Genomic DNA, 24,177 nt, shown 5'->3' on the forward strand with positions numbered 1-24,177 from the left:
TTACCAGGAGATATGAATTTTATGAACGATATGCCGCTTACAGTAAGAAGGTCGGTGGAGATAATGGGAGTGTTCTTCCTGGGGTGGATCATTGTGCTGGCCAAAGGTCTGCTTACGCCGCTGCTGCTGGCCTTTTTTATAAGCATTATGCTCCTGCCGCTTCACCGCTATTTTCAGAGGCACAGGTTTCCGGATATACTTTCTATCGCCATTAGTATTCTGGCCTTAGCGATTGTTTTCGGGCTCATTATTTGGTTCTTCTCTTACCAGATCGGCAGCTTGATATCTGACTTTCCGGTAATCCAGGAAAATGTTACCAACCACCTGAACGCACTCAGCTCCTGGGTAGAGAAACGCACTCCTTTCTCTACCGAAGAACAACTCAACTTTATAAAAGAGCAAAGCAATGCCCTGCTTAACTACGCCGGAACTATACTTGGCGGGGCTGCCGGGTCAGTTACCTCTTTGTTTATCCTGCTGGGGCTGCTGCCTATCTATATTTTTCTGCTGATGTTTTACAAGAACCTGCTGCTGCGGTTTGTTTTTCTATGGTTCGCGCCGGAGAGGCACGAGAAAGTGGCCGAAACGCTGGGCGAAATGCAGGTCATCATCAAAAGCTACCTGTTTGGCCTGCTGATACAGGTAAGTTACATGACGGTGCTGCTGGGCGGCATTCTGTTGATCATCGGTATTAAGCACGCCCTGCTGATAGGGCTGATCTTTGCCTTCCTGAACCTGATACCTTATGTAGGCGCACTGCTCGGCAACATTATCGGGGTGCTGCTCACGCTGGCATCTTCTGCTGAACTGTGGCCGATCTTTGCCGTGCTTGGTACCATTGCGGGTGTTCAGTTTCTGGATAATAACATTCTGATGCCGCGTATTGTAGGCTCAAAGGTTAAGATTAACGCGTTGGCAACTATCGTAGGCGTTATTATTGGCGGTGAAATAGCGGGTATTGCTGGCATGTTCCTGTCGCTGCCGATTATAGCTGTGCTTAAAGTGGTGTTTGACAGAACCCAGGACTTTAAACAGTGGGGCGTGCTTTTCGGGGATGAGAGGCCGGAGCAAAGCTCGATGGAAGTGCCGGTGCTGCGCCAGAAAAACGAGCGTGCCCGGAAGGAGCTGGAGCGGCAGAACAAGGTGAAACCGCCACGGCAGAAGTAAGGCATCTGGTATTAGGCCTACCTCTTTGCCTGTAAATTCGTAGCTTTGTTAGTAACCGTTTCCGGAGAAAGTATAGAGCAGATGATTCACCCGAATATACCCTTGGCCGAACGCATGCGGCCGCACAATTTAGATCAGTATTACGGACAAAAGCACCTGGTAGGACCAGATGGTATTCTGCGCCGCTACATAGAGGGTGGCGTTATACCAAGTATGATTCTGTGGGGGCCTCCGGGCGTTGGCAAAACTACCCTGGCTAACATTATCGCCAACCAGATGAAAGTGCCGTTTGTAGCGTTGAGTGCCATCAACTCAGGGGTGAAAGATATACGCGAGGTAATTGACCAGGCCAAAAAACGGCAGGGCACAGTGCTGTTTATAGACGAGATCCACAGGTTTAACAAATCTCAGCAGGATGCCTTGCTGGGTGCCGTGGAAAAAGGGACAGTCACACTGGTAGGCGCCACTACCGAAAATCCGTCTTTTGAAGTGATTTCGGCCTTGCTGTCGCGTTGCCAGGTGTATATCCTCAAGCACCTGACCAAAGATGAACTGATAGAGCTGGTGGACAAGGCGCTGGAGCAGGACGAGTGGATGCAGCACCGTAAGGTGCGGGTGCAGGAGTACGAGGCTCTGTTCACTATTTCTGGGGGCGACGCACGCAAACTGCTGAACCTGCTCGAGATCGTGGCTGAAGGTGTACAGGGCGATGAAGTGGTTGTTACAAATGAACTGGTGAAGCAGGTGGCCCAGCAAAACATCGTGATGTACGATAAGTCTGGTGAGATGCATTACGACTTGGTTTCGGCTTTCATAAAATCTATTCGTGGCTCCGACCCGAATGCTGCCGTATATTGGCTGGCTCGCATGATAGAGGGCGGCGAGGATCCGAAGTTTATTGCCAGGCGCTTGCTTATTGCTGCTTCTGAAGACATTGGTTTGGCAAATGCCAACGCGCTGCTAATGGCGACCAACTGTTTTCAGGCGGTGCAGATGATCGGCTATCCGGAGGCGGAAATCATACTTTCGCAGTGCACCATTTACCTGGCCACATCCCCTAAGAGCAACGCCTCGTACAAGGCCATAAAAACAGCACGGGCGCTGGTGCAGCAAACCGGTAACCTGCCTGTGCCGCTCCACATCCGGAACGCGCCTACCAAACTGATGAAGGAAATCGGGTACGGCAACAACTATAAATACGCCCACGATTACGAAGGCAACTTTGTGCAGCAGGAGTTTATGCCGCAGGAGCTGAGCACAACACCGCTCTACCAGCCAGGCAACAACGCCCGCGAGCGCGACCTGCTGAAGCAGCTGCAGGCGCAGTGGGGCAAAAAATACAGGTATTAGTTAAAAAGTTAAAGAGTTAGAAAGTCAATCATCGAATAACCAACCACCAAGTATGAGTAGGATCGTATTTATACTTTCGTTCGGGCTGTTGATTGCGTTTTACATAGTATGGGGGCAGCTGGGCTTGAGCTTTGGCGGCATCCTGACGGTGGCAGGCACTATGGTGCTGATATACTTTAGGAGGCGCCACCTGCGCATGAAGCCTTACTGGGCAGGCAAGTTGTCTGATATTCCCAAATACTTTACATTACCATAAATTTTAACTTTCTAACGCTTTAACTTTCAAATTGAAAAGGTTGGTCTATTAATTGGCGTGGTTGGTCGAGTTGAGGTGAGGTAGATGAACTTTAAGCCTTAAATTTGATTTTGTAGTAAGGAAGCATGAGACTTTCGAAGTAGTATGTACTTAAATTAAACCCTATCATACCATGCTAAATTTTCTGAAATATGTGCTGGCCACCATTGTAGGCTTGCTCATATTCTTCTTCATCAGCATTTTGTTGCTGATTGGTATTGCCGCCAGCACCGCCTCCCGCGACGAAGTGAAAGTGGCAGACAATTCTGTGCTCGAGCTTAAACTAAACAGACCTATCTCAGAGCGCGACCCCAAAGATCCTTTCTCAGAGCTAGGCTTTTCGTTTGGAGGTTTTTCCAGTACCGATGGCCTGGATCAAATCAAAGCTTCTATCCGTCGTGCCAAGAATGATGACAGAATCGAAGGCATCTTCCTGAACATGACGTATGTGGATGCCGGAATGGGCAAGCTGGAGGAAATCCGGAATGATCTAATCGACTTCAAGAAGTCCGGTAAGTTTATTGTTTCCTACACCGACCTTTCCACTGAAAAAGCTTACTACCTGGCTTCCGTTGCAGATAAAATCTACCTGAACCCAATGGGCACGATAGAGTTTAACGGCATGAGCTCGGAGCTATACTTCTTTAAGCGCCTGCTGGATAAGCTGGAGATTGAGGCTCAGATTTTTAAAGTTGGTACTTACAAAAGCGCCGTAGAGCCGTTCTTCCTGGAGAAGGCCAGCGAGGCTAACCGCGAGCAGCTGAACTCTTTCCTTAACTCTATCAACGATTACCAGCTGCAGCAAATCGCTAAGACGCGTAACATTACGCCTGAGCAACTGAAAAATGTGCAGGATAACCTGTTGGTGCGCGATCCGGAAGATGCCAAAAAGTATAAACTCATCACCGATATCGGCTACTACGATGAAGCTATCTCTTACATCAAAGATAAGATCGGGGTGGAGGAGAACGATAAGCTGGAGCTTGTGCAGCTATCAAAGTATAAAAAGGTAGAGGACGATGACATTAGCACTGCCAAAAACCGTATTGCCCTGATTTATGCTGAAGGCGACATAGTGGACGGAGAAGGTGATGAAGATAACATTGGCGGTCGCCGTTTTGCAGATGCCATACGCGATGCCCGTTTAGATGAAAACGTAAAAGCGGTGGTGCTCCGCATCAGCTCGCCGGGTGGCAGCGCCCTGGCCTCAGATATTATCTGGCGCGAGGTGCAGCTAACCAAAAAAGTAAAGCCTGTAATTGCCTCTATGTCTGATGTGGCGGCCTCTGGTGGCTATTATATAGCGATGGGCTGCGATACCATTGTGGCGCACCCGAACACTATTACCGGCAGCATTGGCGTATTTGGCGTAGTGCCGAATATGCAGGGCTTCCTAAACGAGAAGCTGGGAATAACCGTGGACCACGTAAGCACAGGAAAGTTCTCTGACATGCCAACCATTACCCGCCCAATGACTGCCCAGGAGAAAGAGATTATGCAGCACCAGATCGATCAGATTTACGAGACCTTTACCGGCAAAGCCGCACAAGGACGTAACATGACGCAAGACCAGCTGAAAGAATATGCTTCCGGTCGCGTATGGTCGGGCATCGAGGCGAAAGACCGCAAGCTGGTGGATGTATACGGTGGCCTTGACAAAGCCATTGCCATTGCCGCTAAGAAAGCCGGTGTAGCAGATGATTACCGCCTGAAAGAGCTGCCAGCCCGCAAGACTTTCCTGGATGAGTTGTTCGGAAACATGGGAGCCAAAGCGAAGGAGCAGGCCATACAAGCGGAGATGGGAGAGCTTTACCCATACTATAAGCTTTACAAAAAAACCTCTACGCTTAAAGGTATTCAGGCCCGAATGCCGTACGAACTGACAGTGGAGTAAGCCTCTTCAATCATACAAAACGTACAAACCGCTTCCAGGCACAAAGTCTGGAGGCGGTTTGTGTTTTAAACCATTGCTATTTTTCGCAACTTTGCCCAGTGAGAGGCTTGCGTGGAAGAATGGTATACTTCGCATGATCGCAGACTTACAGTTTACCTAAAAAAACATACTATAATGCAGCAAATACAGGAATCAACAGAGCATATTAAAAAGATTATAGATGGCTTTGAGCCTGAGTTCGGAATTATACTTGGCACCGGCCTGGGTGCTTTGGTTAATGAGCTGGAGGTGGTTCAGTCTATCTCTTACGCCGATATTCCGAACTTTCCAGTATCCACAGTAGAAAGCCACTCTGGCAAACTGATCTTTGGGCATCTGGCAGAGCGCCGGGTGGTGGTGATGCAAGGCAGGTTTCATTTCTACGAAGGCTATAGCATGGACCAGGTTGTGTTTCCGGTGCGCGTAATGAAGCAGCTGGGCGTAAAAAAACTGTTTGTATCTAACGCAGCAGGCGGTCTTAACCCAAGCTTTAACACTTCAGACCTAATGGTGATTACTGATCACATCAACCTGCAGCCAAGCAACCCGCTTATAGGCAAGAACCTGGATGAACTGGGGCCACGCTTCCCGGATATGAGCGATGTATATGATGAGCACATGGTGCGCGAGGCGATGGTGATTGCCGAGGACGCTGATTTTACTGTACGCGAAGGCGTTTATGTAAGTGTGCCTGGACCAATGCTGGAGACACCCGCTGAATATAAATATTTAAGTATAATCGGAGCAGATGCTGTGGGCATGTCTACGGTGCCGGAGGTAATTGCTGCCCGCCATATGGGCATGCCGGTTTTCGCGGTTTCCGTTATTACTGATATGTGCACGCCAGACCGTATAAAAAAAGTAGTGCTGTCGGATATTTTAGAGGCTGCCGCTATTGCAGAACCACGCATGACGCTGCTCATCCGTGAGCTTGTGCGTCGCGCCTAGCATCTAACGCAAAATAAGCATAAAAGGCAGGGCCTTATTGATAGTCCCTGCCTTTTATGCTTAAAAATACCAGTATCAACTCAACAGTGCGAATATCTCCTTTTTAAAATCAAGCAGAAATTCCCCTCCTTATAACAAGCATGTTTCATACTTCTTCTTTGAAGGTATGCTTCATCCGAAGAGGCTATTTAGTGTCAATATCTGATTAAGCTTCAGTCAGATAGCCATATAAAAGAAGCAGTGCCACCAGGTTATTAAATATATGAAAACCGATAGCCCAACCCAAACCTAGCCGAAGCCGCGTATAGCCCAAGAATATACCTCCTAAAAGTTTAGGAAGCGCCAGCAGCAGGAGCATGGCTAATGGCAAGTCTAGCTCCTTGTAGTTTAGCAGGTGCAGCAGTGCAAACAAGGCTGCCGAAGTATAAAACACTAATCCGAAATGCCTTTTCCAGAACAAGTATACTTTCGTCTGCAGTTTGTTGGAAGTTAAAAGCCACAGAGATAGTAAAGCCAGCGCAGAGGCAACAGCTGCATAGTGAAACCAGGACGCATGAAACGCCTGTGCTATATAAGGGCCATAGCTCATCAGTAAAGCAAAAATTGCCACCAGCACAAAGCTGCGGGTATAAATCAAAGGCAACCGAAATATAATCTCTTCTGTCAAAGGCGCGATAATCACCACAGAAAGCAGCAAGGGCGCAAAAGGCAGGTCTGTATCATAAGCGCGTGCTAAACTGGTTCCCAAATATTCATACCCGATTTCATCATACACAAGTGCCAATACAACAAACAACAGTGTCTGTAGTACCAGGTGGATAAACGTTAACTGAAAAATAAGGGGGAGTTTGGCTTCAAGCACATTGTGTTCACGCTTTACAAGCTTGGGCCGCCATACAAAATTCCATAGCTTTTGGACTGTATCCGACACCGCCGGTGGAGCATTAAATGGCGGTGCTTCTCTATAAAAGATAGGCACTTTGTAAGAGGTGGGAGTTTTCATAGTTAGTATAGATGCTATATATAGTGTAATATAGGTATAATATTTATTTATAGTCTAAGGTTTAAGATAAATATTTCTTAGATCACGTATATAGTAGCTTGCGTTGCAGATGGGCTTACATTGCGGCAGTAATAGACGGGCAACATATAGTTTGTTGTTTATATGCGCCTGCTTGTCCATACTTCTCTTAGCGGTAATAGGTTGAGTTCTACTAACAAAAAAGCGGCTGCCTTACCAGGCAGCCGCTTTTTTGTTAGTAGAAAAGTGTCTACAACTACTTAGTCAGTACAACGGTTTTTTGGTCATGAACCAGGTTCGTGAAAATACCAATACCACCCTCTACTGATGACTTTATTTTTGATGGTTGTGAAAACGGATTTCCATTGGCACTCTTAGCATCAGAGATGGAAGAAAGAAACTCGTAATACTGCTTCTCGATGTGGTATAACGTAACGATCAGCGTATCGCCTTCTTCATAATCATAGGCAGAGCCATAAGATACCCGCTTGCCGTTTGTCAGTTCATCAGAAGTTAACAAGTCTCGGTCGGAGCCGGCACTGAGGCTGTCTATATGCGTCAGATAACGGTAGTAGTTATCGGTGCTGCCGTTATCGTAGAAAGAGGTAAGCAGGTAAGCCTTATCTTTGTCGTTAAACTTCCATTCTATTTCATCTATCGGCACTTTAGGCTGTATTTTAGTGTAGCCAGTCAGTTTCCGGCCTTTGCCATCCACTACCTCCAAGTAATAGGTTTGGCCGGGTGCTCCGGTCATAATTTCAGTGGAAGTATGTGTGTAAAAACGACCATTGCTGCTAACCAGCACCGGTTTATAGTTTAACTGTATGCGTTTGCCTTCGTGGGTGGTGATGTATACTTCTGCATCTGGCACAAGGGGCGGAACAGGTTCATCAAAGTAGGCGGAGCTTTCCAGCACAGAAGCTCTGATGGTGCGGCCAGGCTCCAGGTAGCACTCCACCACCAGCTGGGGCTCATGGTCAGGCAGGTCTACATCAATATCCTTCTCCAGGTCGCAGGAGGCAAGGGCGACCAGCAGTGGCAGCAGGAAGTATAAAAATCGCTTTCGCATTATCAGAATCTAAAGTTATAGGTAACAGATGGAATAACGGGGAAAAGCGATACCTGCTTGGCCTGAAAGCCGATTGTCAGCTCGTCGTTTATGTCCTTCTGTTGCTCAAAGTAAATAAAGTATGGGTTGCGCCGATTGTAGATGTTATAGACGCTAAACGTCAGGTCTGCCTCTCCACGTTTTGGTTTGAGCTTCAGCACAGCTCCCAGGTCCAGGCGGTGATAGGCCGCCAATCGGTACGCATTCCGGTCTTCGTAAATAGGCACGATGGTCGGGTCTTTCCCCTCCACATCCTGAAAGGCAAACCGGGCTACCGGAACTGAATAGGCATTTCCTGTGCCGTACACAAAGGCGCCTGTCAGGCTGAGCCGCTTGTTAAGGCGGTGCATAAGCACCAGGCTGATGTCGTGGCGGCGGTCGTAGCGGGCCGGAAAACGCTTGCCGTCGTTAATGCCGTCAAACTTGCGATAGGTCCAGGAGAGAGTATAGCCCAGCCAGCCGGTGGTTTTGCCGCTTACCTTCTCTAAGTATAGCTCATTGCCGTAGCTATCGCCTTTTCCAAACAGGAATTCATTCTCCAGGCTGTCATTCACAAAAAGATTGGCACCGTCGCGGAAGTCTATCTGGTTCTGCATCCATTTATAGTATACTTCATTGGTGACGAGGTATTTGCCTTTCCCGAAAAGATGACTCACACCCAATGCCGCCTGCTGAGAGCGCTGAGGCTCAACATTTTCGTTAGAAGGATACCAGATATCAGTAGGCAGGGAGGCGCCAGAGTTGGTGAGCAGGTGTACGTACTGCATCATACTGGCATAACTGGCTTTCAGGGAAGTTGTCTCGTTCAAGGTGTATTTGGCAGCTGCACGCGGCTCCAGGGCGGTATAGGTTTTCCCGTTGCTGTTAAAGCCCGATAACCGCAGCCCGTAGTTAAGGGAAATCATGGGGCTTAGCACAAAGTCGTCGGAGGCGTAGAGGCCAAATTCGCTGCCCTGGTATATGTTCCCTGCCCCAAAGCTCAACGTGCTGTCTGCCGATTCAAAGTTTAGGCGCCCAACCGTAAAGCCATGATGCGTGGCTTGTGCCCCGAATTTTAAACTATGGCCGTTTCCTACAAACCAGTCAAAATCGGTTTTGAAAGTATAATCCTGTACCTCAGAAGTGAGTTTGAAAGTGAAAATATCAATCTTATTGGTGATGTTATACTTGTAACCGGTAGAAATAAGGGAGGTGCTGGCGTAAAGGTTATCGTTAAACTTATGGCGCCAGTTCAGGTTGCCCATGGTGTTGCCCCAGTCAAAGCCGAAACGGAAGTCGCTGTCGTTAAAGCCAAAGAAGTCGCGGCCAAAGTAACCGCTCAGGCTAAGCTGGTCCTTATCACTTAAAGTATAGTTCAGGCTTCCGTTTAAGTCGTAGAAATAATAATCAGGGATAGGGTTATACTCTTTGTCTCCTTCCTTGATGCGGTTTAGCTGCCGGGTAAAAATATCGACATACGTTCGTCGGCCGCTCACCGTAAAGTTCAGCTTATCTTTTATTATGGGGCCATCTACGGTAAGGCGTGAGGAAATAAGGCCCAGCCCGCCATTAGCCTGGATCCGCTCATTATTGCCCTTGTTCATCTTCACATCCACTACCGACGACAGCCTGCCGCCAAACTGCGCTGGGAAACCGCCTTTATACAGCTCCACGCTTCTTACTGCATCCGGGTTAAACACGCTGAAAAAACCGAACAGGTGAGAGGGGTTGTAGATCATGGCATCGTCGAGCAGCACCAGGTTCTGGTCCGGGCCTCCGCCACGCACATAAAGCCCGGAAGTGCCTTCGCCGCCAGACTGTATACCTGGTTTAAGCTGCAGCGTTTTCACAAGGTCAACTTCACCGAAAAGCGCCGGCAGCAGCTTCGCCTCGCGCGATGAAAGAGACTCTACGCTCATGCGGGTGTCGTTTAGCTTCTGCTGCAGCGAGCTGGCCTGTATCTCCACCACTTTCAGCTCATTACTGGCTGGCTCAAGTATAAAGCTCACATTTTGGCCGGTTCCTGCTACCACAATGGTGCGGCTGGTGGTGGCGTAGCCCACATAAGTTGCCTGCAGGGTATGCTCGCCTTCAGGTAGGCTGAGGGTGTAGTAACCGTTTTCGTTTGTGATGGTGCCAATGCCTGTTTCGGGTGCTGATACGGTGGCACCGATAAGCGCCTCGTTGTTGGTTCCGGCGCGGACATAGCCTTGTACCACCTGCCTTTGCGCCCAAGCGGGCAGCGCAACAAGTAGCAGTAGCAATAGGATAGTAGTATGGTAGATGCGCATTGGTGCAGCTGTTACACTGATTTTTGGCTCAAGTTAACCAATCAGTGGGTAACAGTATATTATATTATCGTCAGTTAATGGCTAAACTACCTATAGGTATAATAGGTTTACTTTATCAGGTGATTTTTATGCATGGCAAAAGCCATTGCAAGTTGCAACAGCTTTTGCGCCAATTGCAGAGGTAGAGCTTTCTAATTGCTTTGAAAGAAACTTACGTAGTATCTTTTGCTGTGGATTGGTAGAAGTACATTTAGCCTTAGCTACGCCATAAAATCAAGTTGCTGCAGCAACTTAATTTTAAAGCAGCCTTAGCCCTGATACAGTTCCAGAATACGCTTTTTCAGGTAAAACTCACACTTGCTTTGCAAAAGTTCGGCCTGTGCTCTATTCATGTTGTTCAGCGACTCCATGTAGGCAAAAAAGTCGATGTTGCCTAACTCGTAGCGCCGCTTCGCCGATTCGAAAGCACGTTGGGTGTACTCCAAGTTTGCTGTAACGGTGTTATACTTTTCGCGGGCGGCCAATACATCCTGGTAGGCCTGCTGCAAAGTCTGGCGCAGCTGGTTCTGGCTGGCCACATAATCCAGCTCTGCGTTGCGGAGGTCTAAGCGGGCGGTTTGTGCGTCGAAGTGCCGGCTTAGACCATTGAATATTGGGATGCTAAGGTTGAGCACCACAACTTTTCGTTGGTTCAGGTCCAGCTGTTCGAAATAAGGCATGGTGGTCAGGTTGCCATTTTCCGGGTCTTTGTAGATGTTGCTGGAGTAGTTGGAGCCGACCATGCCTTCCAGTGACAAGGTAGGGGAGAAACTGCTTTTGGCTGCTTTCAGGTCTGTTTTAGCGGCATCCAGGGAGGCGGCAGAGGATTTTACGAGCGGCGAGTAAGCCATTGCCTTTGCCATTATCTCTTCTTCTGTGGGAAGCTCCATATTAATCTCGGCTGGCGTGGCGGGCATCTCTAAAGTATAATTCGGGTTGCCTTCCACGTTCATCTCCTGCACCAGCAGCAGGTTGGCTCTGCGGTAGTTGTTTTGGTGGGTGATCAGGTTGAGTTTTTCTGTGGCTATCTGGGCTTTTAGCTGATACACCTCGTCCTGCGCCCGCACGCCGGCCTGTTCCAGTTTCTCCATCTGGCTCAGTTGCCCCTCCAGAAGCTTTATTCTCTGCTCGGATATGCTGATGTTTTCGCGGTCTACGAGGGCTTGCAGGTAATAGCCGGTTATGTTTGTTTCCAGGTCAATTTCTGCCTGTTGCGCTGCATAAACGCTTGCCTGTGCCTGCTGTTTAGATTTCTTGAGTTCAAATAGCTTGGAAAAGCCGTCGAAAAGTACAACCTGGCCTGCCAGGTAAGGGTAGGAGGCATTGGTATTTCCGCGCTGCACCTGGCCAGTTACGTTATCGAACACAAGACCATTGGAGCGGCTAACGTCAGCATTGGCCGAGATGCTGGGCAGGTATCCATACTTGTTGCGGCGCACATTGATGTCGGCTTTGGTACTGTTGTAGCGTGCCTGCCGCAAGGCCACATTGTTCTGGCGAGCCAGTTCAAGGCTTTTTTCCAGGGTCAGCGGTTGCTGCGCACAGGCTGCAGCCGCTAAACTAAGGCAAAAGATTAGCCCTCCCAGCTTTTTGAGCAGGGCTCCGGTCATACATTTTTTCATAGTTTTATCTTATACTAAGTGGCAATAATCTCTGCAAAGTATAAGCTAGGCACCGTTTAGCCCAAGCCAGGCATTGCGCAGCTGCACTTGCTCCGGAGTAGCCATTGGGTCTAGCTTTAGCACGTGCTGCTGCTCGCGCTTCACGGCGGTTGCCTTGCCTTTCAGTTTCTTCTCCTTTAGCTCTCCTTTGCTATTCAGGCGGCCCACGGTAAAGGTTAGTTTGTCGCCGGGTGTCATGCGTTGCAGCTCTTCCCCGATCAGTTCGCGGATGTTGGTAGGGGTGATTTCTGTGCCGTTAAAAGCCAGGAGCAAATCGCCGGTCTGGAAGCCCAGCTTACGGCCAAAAGCATCCATATCGGCTGTGTCGGCTACTTTTATTTTGTTGGCTTCTTCGTCATAGCCTGGTGCAAAGCCGCCATAGGAGATAATCTCCTGCGTTCCGGACGGCGTATAGGAAATGCCCACTTTGCGGAAGGTCTCCTCTAAAGGCAGCGGCTCCGACCCTTCCACATACTTGGTGAAAAACTCCCGTATCTCAGGGTAAGTCATCTCTGTTATTTTATCGAAAAGCTCCTCGTCTTTGAAGGCGTTTTCCTTGCCGTAGGTTTTGGAGAGATCGAGCATCAGGTCGCGTAAGCCATACTTGCCCTCACTCAGCTCCCGCAGCCGTACATCCAGCGCCAGGGCAATCAGAGAGCCTTTCTGGTACACGTTGCCATACTCGTTCTCATACTTATCCAGCACCTGCGCGCTCATCACTGTAAATGGCAGCGTATCGTTGTAATATGTTTTAGAAGTTAAGATATAATCCCGGATCTTCTCCAGGAACTCGTCTATGCCGAAGAGGTTTTCATACAGCTGCACATGCGTAGCAAAGTACTCGGTTACGCCTTCGTACAGCCAGAGGTGTTTCGACATTTTCGGGTTGATAAAATCGAAGTTGCCGATCTCCTCAGAATGTATGTTCAGGGGGGTAACGATATGGAAGAACTCGTGTGCCGCCACATCGCGGATGGTGCTGCTGAACTGCGCCTCCGGCATCTCCGGCAGAAAATATACGGAAGAGTAGGAGTGCTCCAGCGCCCCGAAAGAGCCGGATTTGCCTACGCGCTCCGGCACGTAAATCAGAAATGCATACTTATCCACGGGTAAAGTGCCGCCCAGATAACTGCGCTGTGCCTCCAGTATACTTTGCACGTTGGTTGCAATAGGCGCTGAAGTAACGCGCCCCGATGGCGAGTATACCGATACCAGCACCTCTGTCTCGCCCAGGTTGAGCACCGTTGTATCCGGAATATTATACATGAGCGGCGAGTCGGCAAGGTCTACATAGTTGGGCAGCTCATACGTGTCCAGAGAGTCGGAAGAAGTTACTGCTATAAGCGGTGTAGAGCCGTAAAAACCCTGTGGTTTGGTGATGTTCAGTTGGTAAGGCACTTGCTTCATGCCATCAAAATAGCCTACAAAGCCAAAGGTGTTCAGCAGGAAGTTTTTGTTTTCCTCGATGTTGGTACCCCCCGGTTCAAATACCACATCCTCGCGCTTGGCTGCATCAAAGGTATCATCTACCCAATAGGAAATCCGGTGAAGCTTATCGGCGTTGCTGATCTTCCAGCGGTTAGTATCCAGTTTTTGTACAGCCAGCGTATCGCCGTTTAAAGTATAGGCTTTAAAATCTGTGACAAACTTACCGAAGTCGGAGACGGAGTAGGTGCCCGGCACAATCTTGGGCATGTTGTAAACGGTTTCAGCCTGTTTTATAGCCGGAGCCTGCACGGTTACCTGCACCCTATCATTTTGTACGTTGGTCAGGTCTACAGAAACGCTATACTTGTTGGCAGCATTTTGCTGTGCGGCAACGTTGCCGGATAAAGTTAGGCTTAGCCCAAGGCTCAGCAGCAGAGTTACTTTTTGTATCAACATATTTTTTATAGAAGAATCAATAAGAACAGATAACGTACGATCTGTTCTTTCGCTTGTTTTTGGTTCAGGTTTGAGTTTACAGGTGCTAAATCTATACTTCTGTTTCACTCAAACACCTTGCCCAAGTAAGTTTGGCAGCGTGTTTATGCCATATTGCCCAGGGCACCCATCTTACTCTCTACTCCAATGTAGCGTTTTTGGTATGCTTTTTACTTTGGTTTTAGACTAACTGGCGCTTTTTGTAGACTAGCATCCGCCCTGTTGCCGAATAGATGCTGTTGGTCCGTAAAAGGTTGCCGGGCTGTTAATGAACCCTGGCTGCGGCTGGCTGTGCCGTCTTATGCCAGGGAACTATCACAAACAAACAACTAATATCTTATCTGCCTCTGCTCTCAGCGCCTTTTCCAAAGTAGCAAGTATGGCTGCTACTGTCTTCTTCAGCGTGGTATGCTTTGGCGCAATGAAAGGCTAATCTTGGTTCCGAACAGTGATACTGCCTAAGCCTCCTGCTGCTTTTATAGTTAAAGTATGATTTGCTTTGCCAAACGCTTCATTTATGTAGAATCTGCCTTTTTTCGTGAGCCCGGACAGATCCTGACTGCCAAAGCCGCTTGTCTCCAGTTTTACGCCTGTGCCCTTTGGCAACGTCAGGTTGATCTCTCCCATACCGCCGGCAATATCCAGTGTCAGGTCGTGGTTCCAGTCTCCACTCAGGTCCAGGTTCAGTTCACCTACACCAGCCTTAATATTTGCCTCTCTCAGCGCACTTTTGGCTAGTTTAACATCCAGGGCCACGGCACCAGCCTGAATCTCCAGCTTCTGCACTTTGCTGTTACCTAAATCTATTTTAGATTCTCCGGCGCCCATTTGTAAATAAAGTTCAAGCGGTGTGTTTTTGCTGAGGTTAACGTCCCAGTTGTTCTCAACATCGCTCTGGTTGCCGCTTACTTTTTTCTGGCTCAGTTCCAGCGCTGCGGTTCCGTTTTTCTTGTTCAGGTCCATCCGGGGAGTCCAGCTAACAAGGCTGTACTGTATTTTTGTGCTGATCAGGTCGGAGCCGGAGGCGTTCAGATTTAAAGTGCCCACAGGTATTTCAAGGCGCACGGTGCTGTTCGAGATGCCGGTGGCAGGTATAACTTTATCATAGGTTTGCTGCGCCATCAGCACATGGGCTGTCAGGCAGATGCAGAGTAGAAGTAAGAGCTTTTTCATGTGTGCAAAGTATGGTTCGTTCGTTTTTAAGTTCGGATAGCTTTTACAGGATCAAGCAAGGCAGCCTTTATAGCCTGGAAACTAACCGTTGCAAGCGCAATGACCAGGGCCAGCAGACCGGCCACCGCAAAAATCCACCAGCTGAGGTCTATGCGGTAAGCGAAGTCCTGCAGCCACCTGCTCATGCCGTACCAGGCAACAGGAGTGGCAACCAAAATAGCGATAAGTACCAACAGGGCAAAATCTTTGGATAACAGCAACACAATATTGCCTGTGGAGGAACCCAGCACCTTTCTGATGCCGATTTCCTTTGTGCGTTGCTCGGCGGTGAAGGAGGCCAGCCCGAAAAGGCCAAGGCAAGCGATGAGAATAGTGAGGCCGGCAAAGTACCCGAAAACGGTCAGCATCTTCTCCTCTGAGTGGTATTGACGGTTAAAAAACTCATCCATAAAAAAGTATTCCATCGGGTGCCGCTGGTCAAATATGCGCCACTGCTGCTCTATAAAACTGATGGTGCTGGCTTGGTCTTCAGGAGCGATGCGAGCCAACAAATAACCCGGCGACTTAGGGAAAAGCCTTATTGCCAGCGGTTGCACATCGGTATGGAGCGAAGACATGTGGAAGTTTTTTACCACGCCTATAATTCTGGCGCTGTTGTCCCCGATAACAGCCTCTTCGCCTGTTTCTACTTTTTTACCGATCGGTTCGCTCCAGCCCAGCCACCTGGCCGCCGCCTCATTTATAATAATGCCGCTCTTCTGGTCTGTCTTAAAATCATTCGAAAAGTTACGGCCTGCTGCCAGCTCAATTCCCATCAGTGGTATAAAATCATAATCCACTGCTATGACATCTATTGTCTTCTCCACCATTTTACCGTTCTGCTCCATCAGCATAAGCGTGCGGTTCGTGGATTCGGCAGGTATGCTGTAGGAGTTGGACACTTGCAGAACGTTAGGGTTCTGCAACAGTTTTTGTTTGATGATTGGCAGGCGCTGCACCAGGGTTGAGTCGCCGCCCGGAACGTCAATTACCATTACCTGCTGTTTATCAAAGCCCAGGTCTGAATTTTTGAGGTAATGCATTTGGGTAAAAACGACAATGGTGCCGATGATCATGATAAGCGAAATACTGAACTGCAACACCACCAGTGCCCGCCGCAGCGTAGCGCTTCCGCCTTTTGGTTGCTTTTCAGACTTCAGTACCTCGGCTGGTTTGAAGGCTGATAAAAAGAAGGCCGGATAGCTTCCGGCTACCACACCTACCAGCACTATAATCGCCACGATTACTGCCAGGAATTCCCACTGCATAAAAAAGCCGGAGGAGAAGTTCTTTTCAGTGAGGTTGTTGAAGCTCGGGATAAAGACCTGCACCAGCGCCAGCGCCAGCAGTACTGCAACAAGCGTAAGCAGCACCGACTCTCCCAGGAACTGCCGGATAATCTGGCTGCGCTCTGCACCCACCACTTTGCGAAGCCCTACCTCTTTGGCGCGTTTGGCAGAGCGGGCAGTGGCCAGGTTCATGTAATTTATACTTGCAATCAGCAGCAGAAACACGGCCACAGCTGCAAAAATATAGACATAAGAGATGTTGCCGTGCGGGGTAATGTCATGCTGAAAGCGCGTATCAAAATGAATGTCTTGTAGCGGCTGCACAATAAAATTCATCTTGGCGTTCAGTTTGTTCTCCTTTATCCAGGGGTTTACGCGGTTTTCGGCCAAAGCATCCACCTGTTTCTGCAGCGTAGGTATTTGGGCAGCATCGGGCAGCAACGCATAAGTATAGTTGTTCATGTTGAACCACTGGTTGTTGCGTACTTCAATAGGGGTGCGGGCATCCTGCGTGGCTTTGGATAAAAGGCCGGAGGCATTAAGGTGGGAGTGCCCCAGATCGCGGTATACGCCTGTAACGGTGTAGGAGTCGCGGCTAAACTTCAGTACCTCGCCCATGGCCTGCTCCGCTCCCCCAAAGATCTTCTCAGCCAACTGCTCTGTCAGCACGATGGTCTGTGGGGCATCCAGCGCAGTGGTAGGGTTGCCGGCCAGCAACTCGTAATCAAATACTTTAAAAAAGGCACTGTCGGCAAAAATCAAGTTTTCCTCAGAAAAGGTCTGGTTGTTATACCAGATGGTTTGCTTCCCGACCCGGTTAAACTGCGTTACAGCCTCTGCATCTGAAAACTCGTGGAGGAAGGACGCCAGCGGCGGGGGAGTAACAGCAAACTCATCTTTGTGGCCTTCAAACACCACCTCGCCTACAATACGGGCTATGCGGTCTTTGTTGCTGAAGTTGCTCTCATAGCTCAGCTCGTCCTGAACATAAAGGAAGATAAGTATACACGAAGCCACGCCAATAGCTAGCCCCGCAACATTGACGGAGGAGTATACCTTATTCCGCAGCAGGTTGCGGATAGCTATTTTAAAGTAATTGTTAAACATAGTTTTAGTTGGCGGTTAGGATATACTGGCGCAACATGAATGTATACTTGGGGGCAAACACTTACAGCACCAAGCATGCTAGGAGTGTTTGCGTGAGAACCGCTATAGCAGCTCTGCAGCAGCGTGGCGCTTCACGTTCAGGTTCTCTGTCACGATTTGGCCGTCGAAAAGGTTGACGATACGGTGTGCATACTCAGCATCGGTAGGTGAGTGCGTTACCATGACAACTGTGGTGCCGGCATCGTTAAGCTCTGAAAGCAGCTGCATCACCTCACGGCCATGCACAGAGTCCAGGTTACCGGTAGGTTCGTCGGCAAGTATAAGCGCTGGCTCCGAAACCACTGCTCTGGCAATGGCGGCACGCTGCTGCTGGCCACCAGACAGCTGCTGCGGGAAATGGTTGCGGCGGTGCGCAATGCCCATGCGCTCCATGGCCTGCAAGGTGCGCTTCTCGGTTTCAGATTTGGAGTAGCCCAGGTAAGCCAGCGGCAAAGCAATGTTCTCCTCCACGGTCAGCTCATCAATAAGGTTAAAGCTCTGGAACACGAAGCCGAGGTTCTGCTTGCGCAGTTTTGCCCGCTGGCGTTCCGACACATTGGCCACCTCCTGGCCCAAAAACTTAAAGCTGCCGGCAGATGGGCTATCCAACATGCCTAGTATATTAAGCAGTGTGGATTTGCCGCAACCCGATGGGCCCATTATGGCTACAAACTCCCCGCGTTTGATTTTTAGATCCACGCCAGCCAAGGCCGTGGTCTCTACAGTGTCGGTAACATACTTTTTCTGCAGGTTCTGCGTGTCGATGATTAGTTCTTGCATACTCATGGTTGTTGATGTTGAAAAGTTCTTATAGTTTTATCTTGTACTAATGGTGCGTTACTTGTCAGTTGTTGATTGCTGGTTTATAGTCGAGAAACAATGAATATCTATCAGTAACTTACTTAAGTTCCAGCTGGTCTATTTCGCCGTAGCTGTCGTAAGATGATAGCACTACCTTGTCGCCGGGGTGCAGGCCATCCAGCACTTCGTAATAGTTCGGGTTCTGGCGGCCAAGTTTAATCTTGCGCTTTTCAGCGTAACCTCCTGACTCGTTCAGCACAAATATCCAATTGCCGCCGGTGCTCTGGTAAAAGCCGCCGCGCGGTAACAGCACCGCCTGTGCCCCATCGTTCAGGTTGAGCTTCACCTGCAGGGTTTGGCCACGCCGGATGTTTTCGGGTGCACCCTCCGCAAATTCCATATCTACCTGAAAAGTATTGTTCTGAACCTCCGGAAACACCTTTACCACTGTTACCTGGTAGCTTTTGCCGTTAAAGTCGAAGGTACCGCTAAGGCCGGGGTGTACCCTGGAAATATAGTGCTCGTCTATGTTCGCTTTTACTTTATAGCCGTTCAGGTCGTCGATCTGGCCAATGTTTTCCCCGGGCGCTTTAGACTCACCTACCTCTGCCTTCAGGGTGGATAGCTGCCCGGTAAAAGGAGCCGTTACATACAGGTTGTTCAGGGTGTTGCGGGCCATGTTGATGTTTGTCTCCATGCGGCGGATAGACTCGTCCAGCTGCTTCAGGCGGTCGTTCATAAGCTGGGCGTCCTGCTTTACAGAGCGCTCTGCCAGGGTCCTGCGGGTGTTCAGGTAATCATACTCATCCTTGGCCGACTCATACTCTTCACGTGCTATCACCTTTTCCTCGATCAGCATTTTGTTGCGCTCATACTTGCGCTGTGCCAGTGCCAGCTGGTACTTTATCTCCGCCAGGTCGTTTTCCTTCCGGATCAGGTCCTGCTTCATCGTGATCTCAGAGTTCTGGCGCTCGTTCATCAGGTCGTACAGCTGTGTCTCGCGGGTCATAAAGTCTATTTGCAGGGTAGTGTTGGATAGCTTTAAAATAGTATCGCCGGTTTCTACCATGCGGCCATCGTCGGTATAAATCTTCTCCACACGTCCGCCCTCGGTAATATCCAGGTAAAAAGTTTTAAGAGGCTCCACCGTGCCGTCTATGGCAATAAACTCCTGAAACATTCCCTCGCTAACCTGCCCAACTGTAATGCGCTTGCTGTCTACGTTCAGCTTAGAGCTGTGCCCGGCAAACAGCAGGTTATACAGCACCAGCACCAGTAGCAGTGCTCCGGCAGCAATAAGAGCAATTTTCTTTGGCGTTACTTTCTTCTTTTCGATTACGCGATCCATGGTAGCAAATTGAGGTATAGGTTCAGGATTTCATAGTTTCATTTTATGCCTTGCCAATTAGTGTGCCATTTTGTTTAAATTGTTGATTAATAGAGTATTATGATAATGTATAGAAATTCAACTATGTCTATACTGTCCGCTTCCGTACACATGAGTGTCCTGTACCGAACAACAGACAGGCTGAAAAGTATGAACTTTGTAGCCTGTGTGTTATACTTAGCGGGAAGCATGGCATATTGCACAGAAAAAACGTAGTTTTACATATACATCCGCGCTCAAATCAACTTAAAACTATGAGTAAAATGCCTTGCAAAGTACTGGTGGTAGACGATGAGGAAGATATTCTGATGGCAGGCAAACTGCTTCTGAAGCAGCATTTTGAAGTAGTGGTTACGACCTCAGACCCCTACCGGATTCCAAGCCTTTTGCAAGAGCACGCTTTTGATGTAGTATTGCTGGATATGAACTATAGCACCGGCGCCACCTCTAGCAAAGAAGGCTTTCACTGGCTGAAGCAGATTTTGCAGCTTTCGCCTAAAACAACCGTTATTTTAATGACAGCCTATGGCGACATTGAGCTGGCCGTGCGCGCTCTGAAGGAGGGAGCATCAGACTTTGTGCTGAAGCCCTGGCAGAACGAGAAGCTGGTGGCCATACTCAAAACCGCCTGCCAAAACCGAAGCTCCGAAACAAAGCGCAGCGCCGAAAAGGCCGAGCGGGAAAACACTGCGTACCATTACGATGGCTTCATAGGCGTATCATCGGCCATGCAGCGCGTCTACCAGACCATCGACAAAGTTGCCGCCACCGATGCCAACGTGCTTATACTTGGCGAGAACGGAACCGGCAAGGAAGTGGCCGCACGTGCGCTGCACCGCAAGTGTAAGAGAGCCGGTAAAGTGTTTGAGATTGTTGACCTGGGGGCCATCAGCACCACCTTGTTTGAGAGCGAGTTGTTTGGCCATGCCAAAGGTGCTTTTACCGATGCCAAAGAAGATCGAGCGGGCAGGCTGGAGGCTGCCTCCGGCGGCACCTTGTTCCTGGATGAGATCGGGAACCTATCGCTGGCGCTGCAGGCTAAACTGCTGACGGTGCTGCAAAGCAGACAGGTAGTGCGCCTCGGCACCAACAAACCGCGCCCCATCGATATCAGACTGATTTGCGCTACCAACATGCCGCTTTATGACATGGTGCGCGACGGCTCCTTCCGCCAGGATTTGCTGTACCGCATAAACACCGTTGAGATTCACCTGCCGCCTTTGCGTGAGCGCCGCGAGGATATTAAGTTACTTGCCGAGCATTTCCTCAAAGTATATCGCCAGAAGTATGACCGCCCGGAGTTGCACTTAAGCGCTGACACCCTGCAACGCCTGAACAGCTACCGCTGGCCAGGCAACATACGCGAACTGGACCATGCCGTGGAGCGTGCGGTTATACTTTGCGACGGCAACAAACTGCATCCGGAGGATTTTTACTTTGCCCCCAACGAAGAGGAGCACCAGAAGCAGCAGGTTCTTGAAAGTATAGCCGACAATGATTATACCTTAGAGGCGCTCGAAAAAATGATGGTGCAGAAGGCACTGGTGAAGCACTCGGGCAACATTACGCACGCCGCCAAGGAGTTGGGTATTACGCGCACAGCCCTGTACCGCAGAATAGAGAAGCATGGTTTATAGCGGGTTTCGTGTAAGGCTGCTGCTGCGCCTGCTTTTGCTGGTGGCCGTAGTGCTGCTGCTCATGCTGGTGCTCTACCGCACCGATTGGTACATGACAGCGCTGGTGCTGTTCCTGCTTGTTCTGTTTCAGCTATACGACCTCATCCATTTTGTAGAGCGCACCAACCGGGACATCAGCAGCTTTCTACAATCTATCCGCCACTCCGACTTTACCCAACGCTTCGCCACCGAGGGCACACACTATTCTTACCGTGAGCTTTACCAGAGTTTCAATGATATTTCAGAAGCCTTTCAGCGTGTAAAAACTGAAAGGCAGGCGCATTACCACTACCTGCAGGCTATTGTGGAGCAGGTAGGCGTAGGTATACTTTCTTTTGATGAGGAGGGGGAGGTGCAGCTGGTGAACCACGTTACCAAAGAGCTGCTGCACGTGCCGCACCTACGCCATATCAGTTCGCTGGAGCGGGTTAGCCCGGAGCTGGTGCAGGCGCTGTATACAATTGGCCACGAGGAGAAAAAGCTGGTTACCCTGCACCGCAATGAACAGCAGCTGCTGCTAAACCTGAATGCCACCGAGCTGCTGTCGCAGGGGCAGCAGCTTAAAATCGTGACGCTGCAGAACATACAGTCGGAGCTGGAGGAGCAGGAACTGCAGACCTGGCAGAAAGTAATCCGGGTGCTAACGCACGAAATCATGAACTCTGTTACGCCGGTAGTGTCGTTGGCAAGCACGGTAAATAACCTGCTGGAGCAGGAGGTTATGGCCAAGCATGCAGCAGGAGAAAGTATAGACGGAGAGGTGCTGGAGGATATGAAGGCTGGCCTGACAACCATCGAAAAGCGGAGCGCCGGCATGCTGCACTTCGTTAAGAATTACCGCCGCCTCATGCGTTTACCCGTCTCTGAGCTGCGGCCGGTGCGGGTGGTGGAGCTGCTACGGAATGTGCACACGCTACTGCTGCGCCAAGCAGAGCAGCAGCAGGTAAGCCTGAAAATGTACCTGCCCGACGAAAAAACAGAGGTGCTGGCCGATGCGGAGCAACTGGAGCAGGTGTTAATCAACTTGATAAAAAACGGTGTGGAGGCCTGCCAGAAAAAGCATGAAGAGCCATGTGTAGAAGTGGTGGCCTTTATATCTGAAACCGAGCGCGACAAGCTGCGCATAGATGTAACAGACAATGGCCCTGGTATACCCAACGATGTGCTCGATAAGATTTTTATACCTTTCTATACTACCAAAAAGCAAGGTTCCGGCATTGGCCTCAGCCTTTCCAAGCAAATTGTGCGGCAGCACGGAGGCTCCATCCGGGTGCACAGCCGGCCCGGCGAAACCACTTTCAGCCTAAGTCTTAAAAGAAGCAATGCCTAAGCGCATCAGCTTAAAAATGTGCTTAAGCATTAAAAAGAGCAGGCTTTCAGATGTAAACGCTTCGCCTAGAAACTCAGAAGTATAAACTATACATACTGCTGAATTACCTGCGTTAGCTGCTGCGCCGGCATAGCCCCGGATTGCCGCCATACTTGCTGGCCTTTATGGAAAAGTATAAACGTAGGCACCCCTTGTACCTTAAACTGAGAGGCGGCCGCCTGATTGCTGTCTATGTTTACCTTTACCACCTTTAACTTGCCGTTAAACTGGCCAGCTACCTGCTGCACCACCGGAGTCATTGCTTTGCATGGGCCGCACCAATCGGCATAAAAATCGACTAAAACGGGCATGCCCGGGCTGTTGATCAGTTCCTGAAAAGACTTTTTTGCCATAACGGTATCGGTTAAGTATAACTTGATGATAATACGCTTTGCAGCATCGTACTGTTTGCTTCAAAAGTAACAGTATCAAACTAAACTTACCTTCACTTGCTTTTTTCAAGCCTGCTAATCTGATTAAAACAAGTATGGTTGCTTGCGATTAAGCTGTGTTTTAAAAACTTAGGCTTCGCTTATACTGCTCCTAAATTAGAAATTGCCTATATTTAAACCCAATTCACAACTCATACTCTTTATGGCAAAACTTGACGGAACAGAAGGCGCTGCAATAGATTTAAACACAGCCTCCAGTTGGACAAAAAACTATCGTGATAAAGCTGCCCCAGACAAGGAAGACGGACAGCTAATTAAATGCCACTTTTTCGGGCGCGAAATCCTGCAGCAGATACTGGACCAGGAAGGCTGTATGGGTATAAGAATGTACCATGCTTATAATGAAGAAGGGCAACGCCAGATTGTGCTGGTAGGCGCAAACGCCGAAGGAGAAGACATGGTAGAGGGAACAATTGCTGACAGATCCAAAATTTGCCCTCCAGACTGCGTATTGAGTGAACTGAACGGCTAATGGAGTTTTACTTACGGAAAGTATATCCCTGGTTGGTGGAGGCATCCTCTATCAGCATCGGGATTCCTCTTCTTGTAGGTGCTTTCCTGATCACGAAGCGGAGCAGCCTCCTTTTCAAGCTGCTTCTGCTCTACACTGCTTTTGTAGCTCTAACCGAGTTGGCCGGGCAGCTAACAGTTTACCTGGGCACCGATAATAATATCTGGCTAAGCCATATATCTACGCCGGTAGAGTTTACCCTGATCGCCGCCATCTTTTACTATAACCTTAACAACAGGCTTGCCAAGAAAGGGATAGTAGTTGCCACGGCTGTTTTTTTTGTGTGTACCATCTCCAATGTGATATGGGGAGAGGGGATTACGCAAATGAACTCAATGCCACGCTTATTCGGCGGGGCGGCAATGATTTCTATGGCAGTCATGTACTTTTACCAAACAGCCAATGAGCTGAAGTATACTTACCTGGACCGCGACCCGATGTTTTTGCTGAGCAGCGGCCTGATTATTTATGAGGCAGGCATAGCCGTTGCCTATAGTATGTTTAATAAGGCGCTGGCAGAGTCTTATGATGCGGCGCGTATGTGCATTACAGTCCTGCTGGTGCTCAATATCTTTATCAGAATCGTACTGATGCTGGCCATGAAACGCTCATCTTAACA

The 24,177-nt window shown here is 49.3% G+C and carries 19 protein-coding genes; 9 read left to right on the top strand and 10 right to left on the bottom strand.

Annotation, left to right across the window (positions count from 1 at the left end):
* The first annotated feature begins 12 nt into the window (after nt 1-12).
* From Q1B04_RS08700 to Q1B04_RS08720, 5 genes are all read left to right on the top strand, one after another.
* A complete protein-coding gene (locus Q1B04_RS08700) occupies nt 13-1,167 on the top strand; it encodes an AI-2E family transporter (RefSeq protein ID WP_299758148.1) in 1,155 nt (384 codons plus the stop codon).
* Between the two features lie 81 nt (nt 1,168-1,248).
* Entirely contained in the window at nt 1,249-2,517 is a 1,269-nt protein-coding gene (locus Q1B04_RS08705) for a replication-associated recombination protein A (protein ID WP_299758352.1), read from the top strand.
* Between the two features lie 52 nt (nt 2,518-2,569).
* The gene (locus tag Q1B04_RS08710; RefSeq protein ID WP_299758152.1) at nt 2,570-2,773 is read left to right on the top strand and encodes a hypothetical protein; all 204 of its coding nucleotides are present in this window, start codon (nt 2,570-2,572) and stop codon (nt 2,771-2,773) included.
* A 172-nt stretch (nt 2,774-2,945) separates the two neighbouring features.
* Entirely contained in the window at nt 2,946-4,706 is a 1,761-nt protein-coding gene (sppA, locus tag Q1B04_RS08715) for a signal peptide peptidase SppA (protein WP_299758155.1), read from the top strand.
* A gap of 174 nt (nt 4,707-4,880) precedes the next feature.
* Complete coding sequence (locus Q1B04_RS08720) at nt 4,881-5,693, top strand: purine-nucleoside phosphorylase (RefSeq protein WP_299758158.1); 813 nt, start codon at nt 4,881-4,883, stop codon at nt 5,691-5,693.
* 205 nt (nt 5,694-5,898) lie between these two features.
* Here Q1B04_RS08720 and Q1B04_RS08725 read toward each other — a convergent pair whose 3' ends face one another.
* The 9 genes from Q1B04_RS08725 to Q1B04_RS08765 form a co-directional block, all read right to left on the bottom strand.
* On the bottom strand, nt 5,899-6,696 hold the full coding sequence (locus Q1B04_RS08725; RefSeq protein WP_299758161.1) for a CPBP family glutamic-type intramembrane protease: 798 nt from the start codon (nt 6,694-6,696) through the stop codon (nt 5,899-5,901).
* 274 nt (nt 6,697-6,970) lie between these two features.
* Nucleotides 6,971-7,783 carry a DUF4249 domain-containing protein gene (locus Q1B04_RS08730; protein ID WP_299758164.1) on the bottom strand — a complete coding sequence of 271 codons (813 nt, stop codon included), beginning with the start codon at nt 7,781-7,783 and terminating at the stop codon, nt 6,971-6,973.
* A gap of 2 nt (nt 7,784-7,785) precedes the next feature.
* Nucleotides 7,786-10,092, bottom strand: a complete 2,307-nt coding sequence (locus tag Q1B04_RS08735; RefSeq protein WP_299758166.1) for a TonB-dependent receptor — start codon at nt 10,090-10,092, stop codon at nt 7,786-7,788.
* Nucleotides 10,093-10,400: 308 nt separating this feature from the next.
* Nucleotides 10,401-11,753 carry a TolC family protein gene (locus tag Q1B04_RS08740; RefSeq protein ID WP_299758169.1) on the bottom strand — a complete coding sequence of 451 codons (1,353 nt, stop codon included), beginning with the start codon at nt 11,751-11,753 and terminating at the stop codon, nt 10,401-10,403.
* 45 nt (nt 11,754-11,798) lie between these two features.
* Complete coding sequence (locus Q1B04_RS08745) at nt 11,799-13,676, bottom strand: peptidase M61 (RefSeq protein WP_299758172.1); 1,878 nt, start codon at nt 13,674-13,676, stop codon at nt 11,799-11,801.
* A 468-nt stretch (nt 13,677-14,144) separates the two neighbouring features.
* Complete coding sequence (locus Q1B04_RS08750) at nt 14,145-14,888, bottom strand: toast rack family protein (protein WP_299758175.1); 744 nt, start codon at nt 14,886-14,888, stop codon at nt 14,145-14,147.
* Nucleotides 14,889-14,914: 26 nt separating this feature from the next.
* The gene (locus Q1B04_RS08755) at nt 14,915-17,323 is read right to left on the bottom strand and encodes an ABC transporter permease (protein WP_299758178.1); all 2,409 of its coding nucleotides are present in this window, start codon (nt 17,321-17,323) and stop codon (nt 14,915-14,917) included.
* A gap of 102 nt (nt 17,324-17,425) precedes the next feature.
* On the bottom strand, nt 17,426-18,148 hold the full coding sequence (locus Q1B04_RS08760; protein ID WP_299758181.1) for an ABC transporter ATP-binding protein: 723 nt from the start codon (nt 18,146-18,148) through the stop codon (nt 17,426-17,428).
* 112 nt (nt 18,149-18,260) lie between these two features.
* Complete coding sequence (locus Q1B04_RS08765; RefSeq protein WP_299758183.1) at nt 18,261-19,511, bottom strand: efflux RND transporter periplasmic adaptor subunit; 1,251 nt, start codon at nt 19,509-19,511, stop codon at nt 18,261-18,263.
* Nucleotides 19,512-19,804: 293 nt separating this feature from the next.
* Between Q1B04_RS08765 and Q1B04_RS08770 the strand changes: the two genes are divergently transcribed.
* On the top strand, nt 19,805-21,187 hold the full coding sequence (locus tag Q1B04_RS08770) for a sigma-54 dependent transcriptional regulator (RefSeq protein WP_299758186.1): 1,383 nt from the start codon (nt 19,805-19,807) through the stop codon (nt 21,185-21,187).
* Complete coding sequence (locus Q1B04_RS08775) at nt 21,177-22,556, top strand: ATP-binding protein (protein WP_299758189.1); 1,380 nt, start codon at nt 21,177-21,179, stop codon at nt 22,554-22,556. Before Q1B04_RS08770 ends, Q1B04_RS08775 begins: the two co-directional genes overlap by 11 nt.
* An 86-nt stretch (nt 22,557-22,642) precedes the next feature.
* Here the strand turns inward: Q1B04_RS08775 and trxA are convergent, their stop codons facing one another.
* Entirely contained in the window at nt 22,643-22,948 is a 306-nt protein-coding gene (gene trxA, locus Q1B04_RS08780) for a thioredoxin (RefSeq protein ID WP_299758192.1), read from the bottom strand.
* A 241-nt stretch (nt 22,949-23,189) separates the two neighbouring features.
* On the opposite strand from trxA, the gene Q1B04_RS08785 reads away from it, so the two are divergent.
* Together Q1B04_RS08785 and Q1B04_RS08790 are read left to right on the top strand one after the other, a co-directional pair.
* Nucleotides 23,190-23,519, top strand: a complete 330-nt coding sequence (locus Q1B04_RS08785) for a hypothetical protein (RefSeq protein ID WP_299758195.1) — start codon at nt 23,190-23,192, stop codon at nt 23,517-23,519.
* Nucleotides 23,519-24,175 (top strand): hypothetical protein, encoded by a 657-nt coding sequence (locus tag Q1B04_RS08790; RefSeq protein ID WP_299758197.1) that lies wholly within the window; start codon nt 23,519-23,521, stop codon nt 24,173-24,175. Before Q1B04_RS08785 ends, Q1B04_RS08790 begins: the two co-directional genes overlap by 1 nt.
* The last annotated feature ends 2 nt before the right edge of the window (nt 24,176-24,177 follow it).

Origin of the sequence: uncultured Pontibacter sp. (assembly GCF_947495565.1) — a bacterium.
Taxonomy (GTDB): domain Bacteria; phylum Bacteroidota; class Bacteroidia; order Cytophagales; family Hymenobacteraceae; genus Pontibacter.

Excerpts from the sequence above, each read along its gene's own strand:
- Q1B04_RS08700 (WP_299758148.1), top strand. The coding sequence starts at position 13 with ATGAATTTTATGAACGATATGCCGCTTACAGTAAGAAGGTCGGTGGAG.
- Q1B04_RS08705 (WP_299758352.1), top strand. The coding sequence starts at position 1,249 with ATGATTCACCCGAATATACCCTTGGCCGAACGCATGCGGCCGCACAAT.
- Q1B04_RS08710 (WP_299758152.1), top strand. The coding sequence starts at position 2,570 with ATGAGTAGGATCGTATTTATACTTTCGTTCGGGCTGTTGATTGCGTTT.
- sppA (WP_299758155.1), top strand. The coding sequence starts at position 2,946 with ATGCTAAATTTTCTGAAATATGTGCTGGCCACCATTGTAGGCTTGCTC.
- Q1B04_RS08720 (WP_299758158.1), top strand. The coding sequence starts at position 4,881 with ATGCAGCAAATACAGGAATCAACAGAGCATATTAAAAAGATTATAGAT.
- Q1B04_RS08725 (WP_299758161.1), bottom strand. The coding sequence starts at position 6,696 with ATGAAAACTCCCACCTCTTACAAAGTGCCTATCTTTTATAGAGAAGCA.
- Q1B04_RS08730 (WP_299758164.1), bottom strand. The coding sequence starts at position 7,783 with ATGCGAAAGCGATTTTTATACTTCCTGCTGCCACTGCTGGTCGCCCTT.
- Q1B04_RS08735 (WP_299758166.1), bottom strand. The coding sequence starts at position 10,092 with ATGCGCATCTACCATACTACTATCCTATTGCTACTGCTACTTGTTGCG.
- Q1B04_RS08740 (WP_299758169.1), bottom strand. The coding sequence starts at position 11,753 with ATGAAAAAATGTATGACCGGAGCCCTGCTCAAAAAGCTGGGAGGGCTA.
- Q1B04_RS08745 (WP_299758172.1), bottom strand. The coding sequence starts at position 13,676 with ATGTTGATACAAAAAGTAACTCTGCTGCTGAGCCTTGGGCTAAGCCTA.
- Q1B04_RS08750 (WP_299758175.1), bottom strand. The coding sequence starts at position 14,888 with ATGAAAAAGCTCTTACTTCTACTCTGCATCTGCCTGACAGCCCATGTG.
- Q1B04_RS08755 (WP_299758178.1), bottom strand. The coding sequence starts at position 17,323 with ATGTTTAACAATTACTTTAAAATAGCTATCCGCAACCTGCTGCGGAAT.
- Q1B04_RS08760 (WP_299758181.1), bottom strand. The coding sequence starts at position 18,148 with ATGAGTATGCAAGAACTAATCATCGACACGCAGAACCTGCAGAAAAAG.
- Q1B04_RS08765 (WP_299758183.1), bottom strand. The coding sequence starts at position 19,511 with ATGGATCGCGTAATCGAAAAGAAGAAAGTAACGCCAAAGAAAATTGCT.
- Q1B04_RS08770 (WP_299758186.1), top strand. The coding sequence starts at position 19,805 with ATGAGTAAAATGCCTTGCAAAGTACTGGTGGTAGACGATGAGGAAGAT.
- Q1B04_RS08775 (WP_299758189.1), top strand. The coding sequence starts at position 21,177 with ATGGTTTATAGCGGGTTTCGTGTAAGGCTGCTGCTGCGCCTGCTTTTG.
- trxA (WP_299758192.1), bottom strand. The coding sequence starts at position 22,948 with ATGGCAAAAAAGTCTTTTCAGGAACTGATCAACAGCCCGGGCATGCCC.
- Q1B04_RS08785 (WP_299758195.1), top strand. The coding sequence starts at position 23,190 with ATGGCAAAACTTGACGGAACAGAAGGCGCTGCAATAGATTTAAACACA.
- Q1B04_RS08790 (WP_299758197.1), top strand. The coding sequence starts at position 23,519 with ATGGAGTTTTACTTACGGAAAGTATATCCCTGGTTGGTGGAGGCATCC.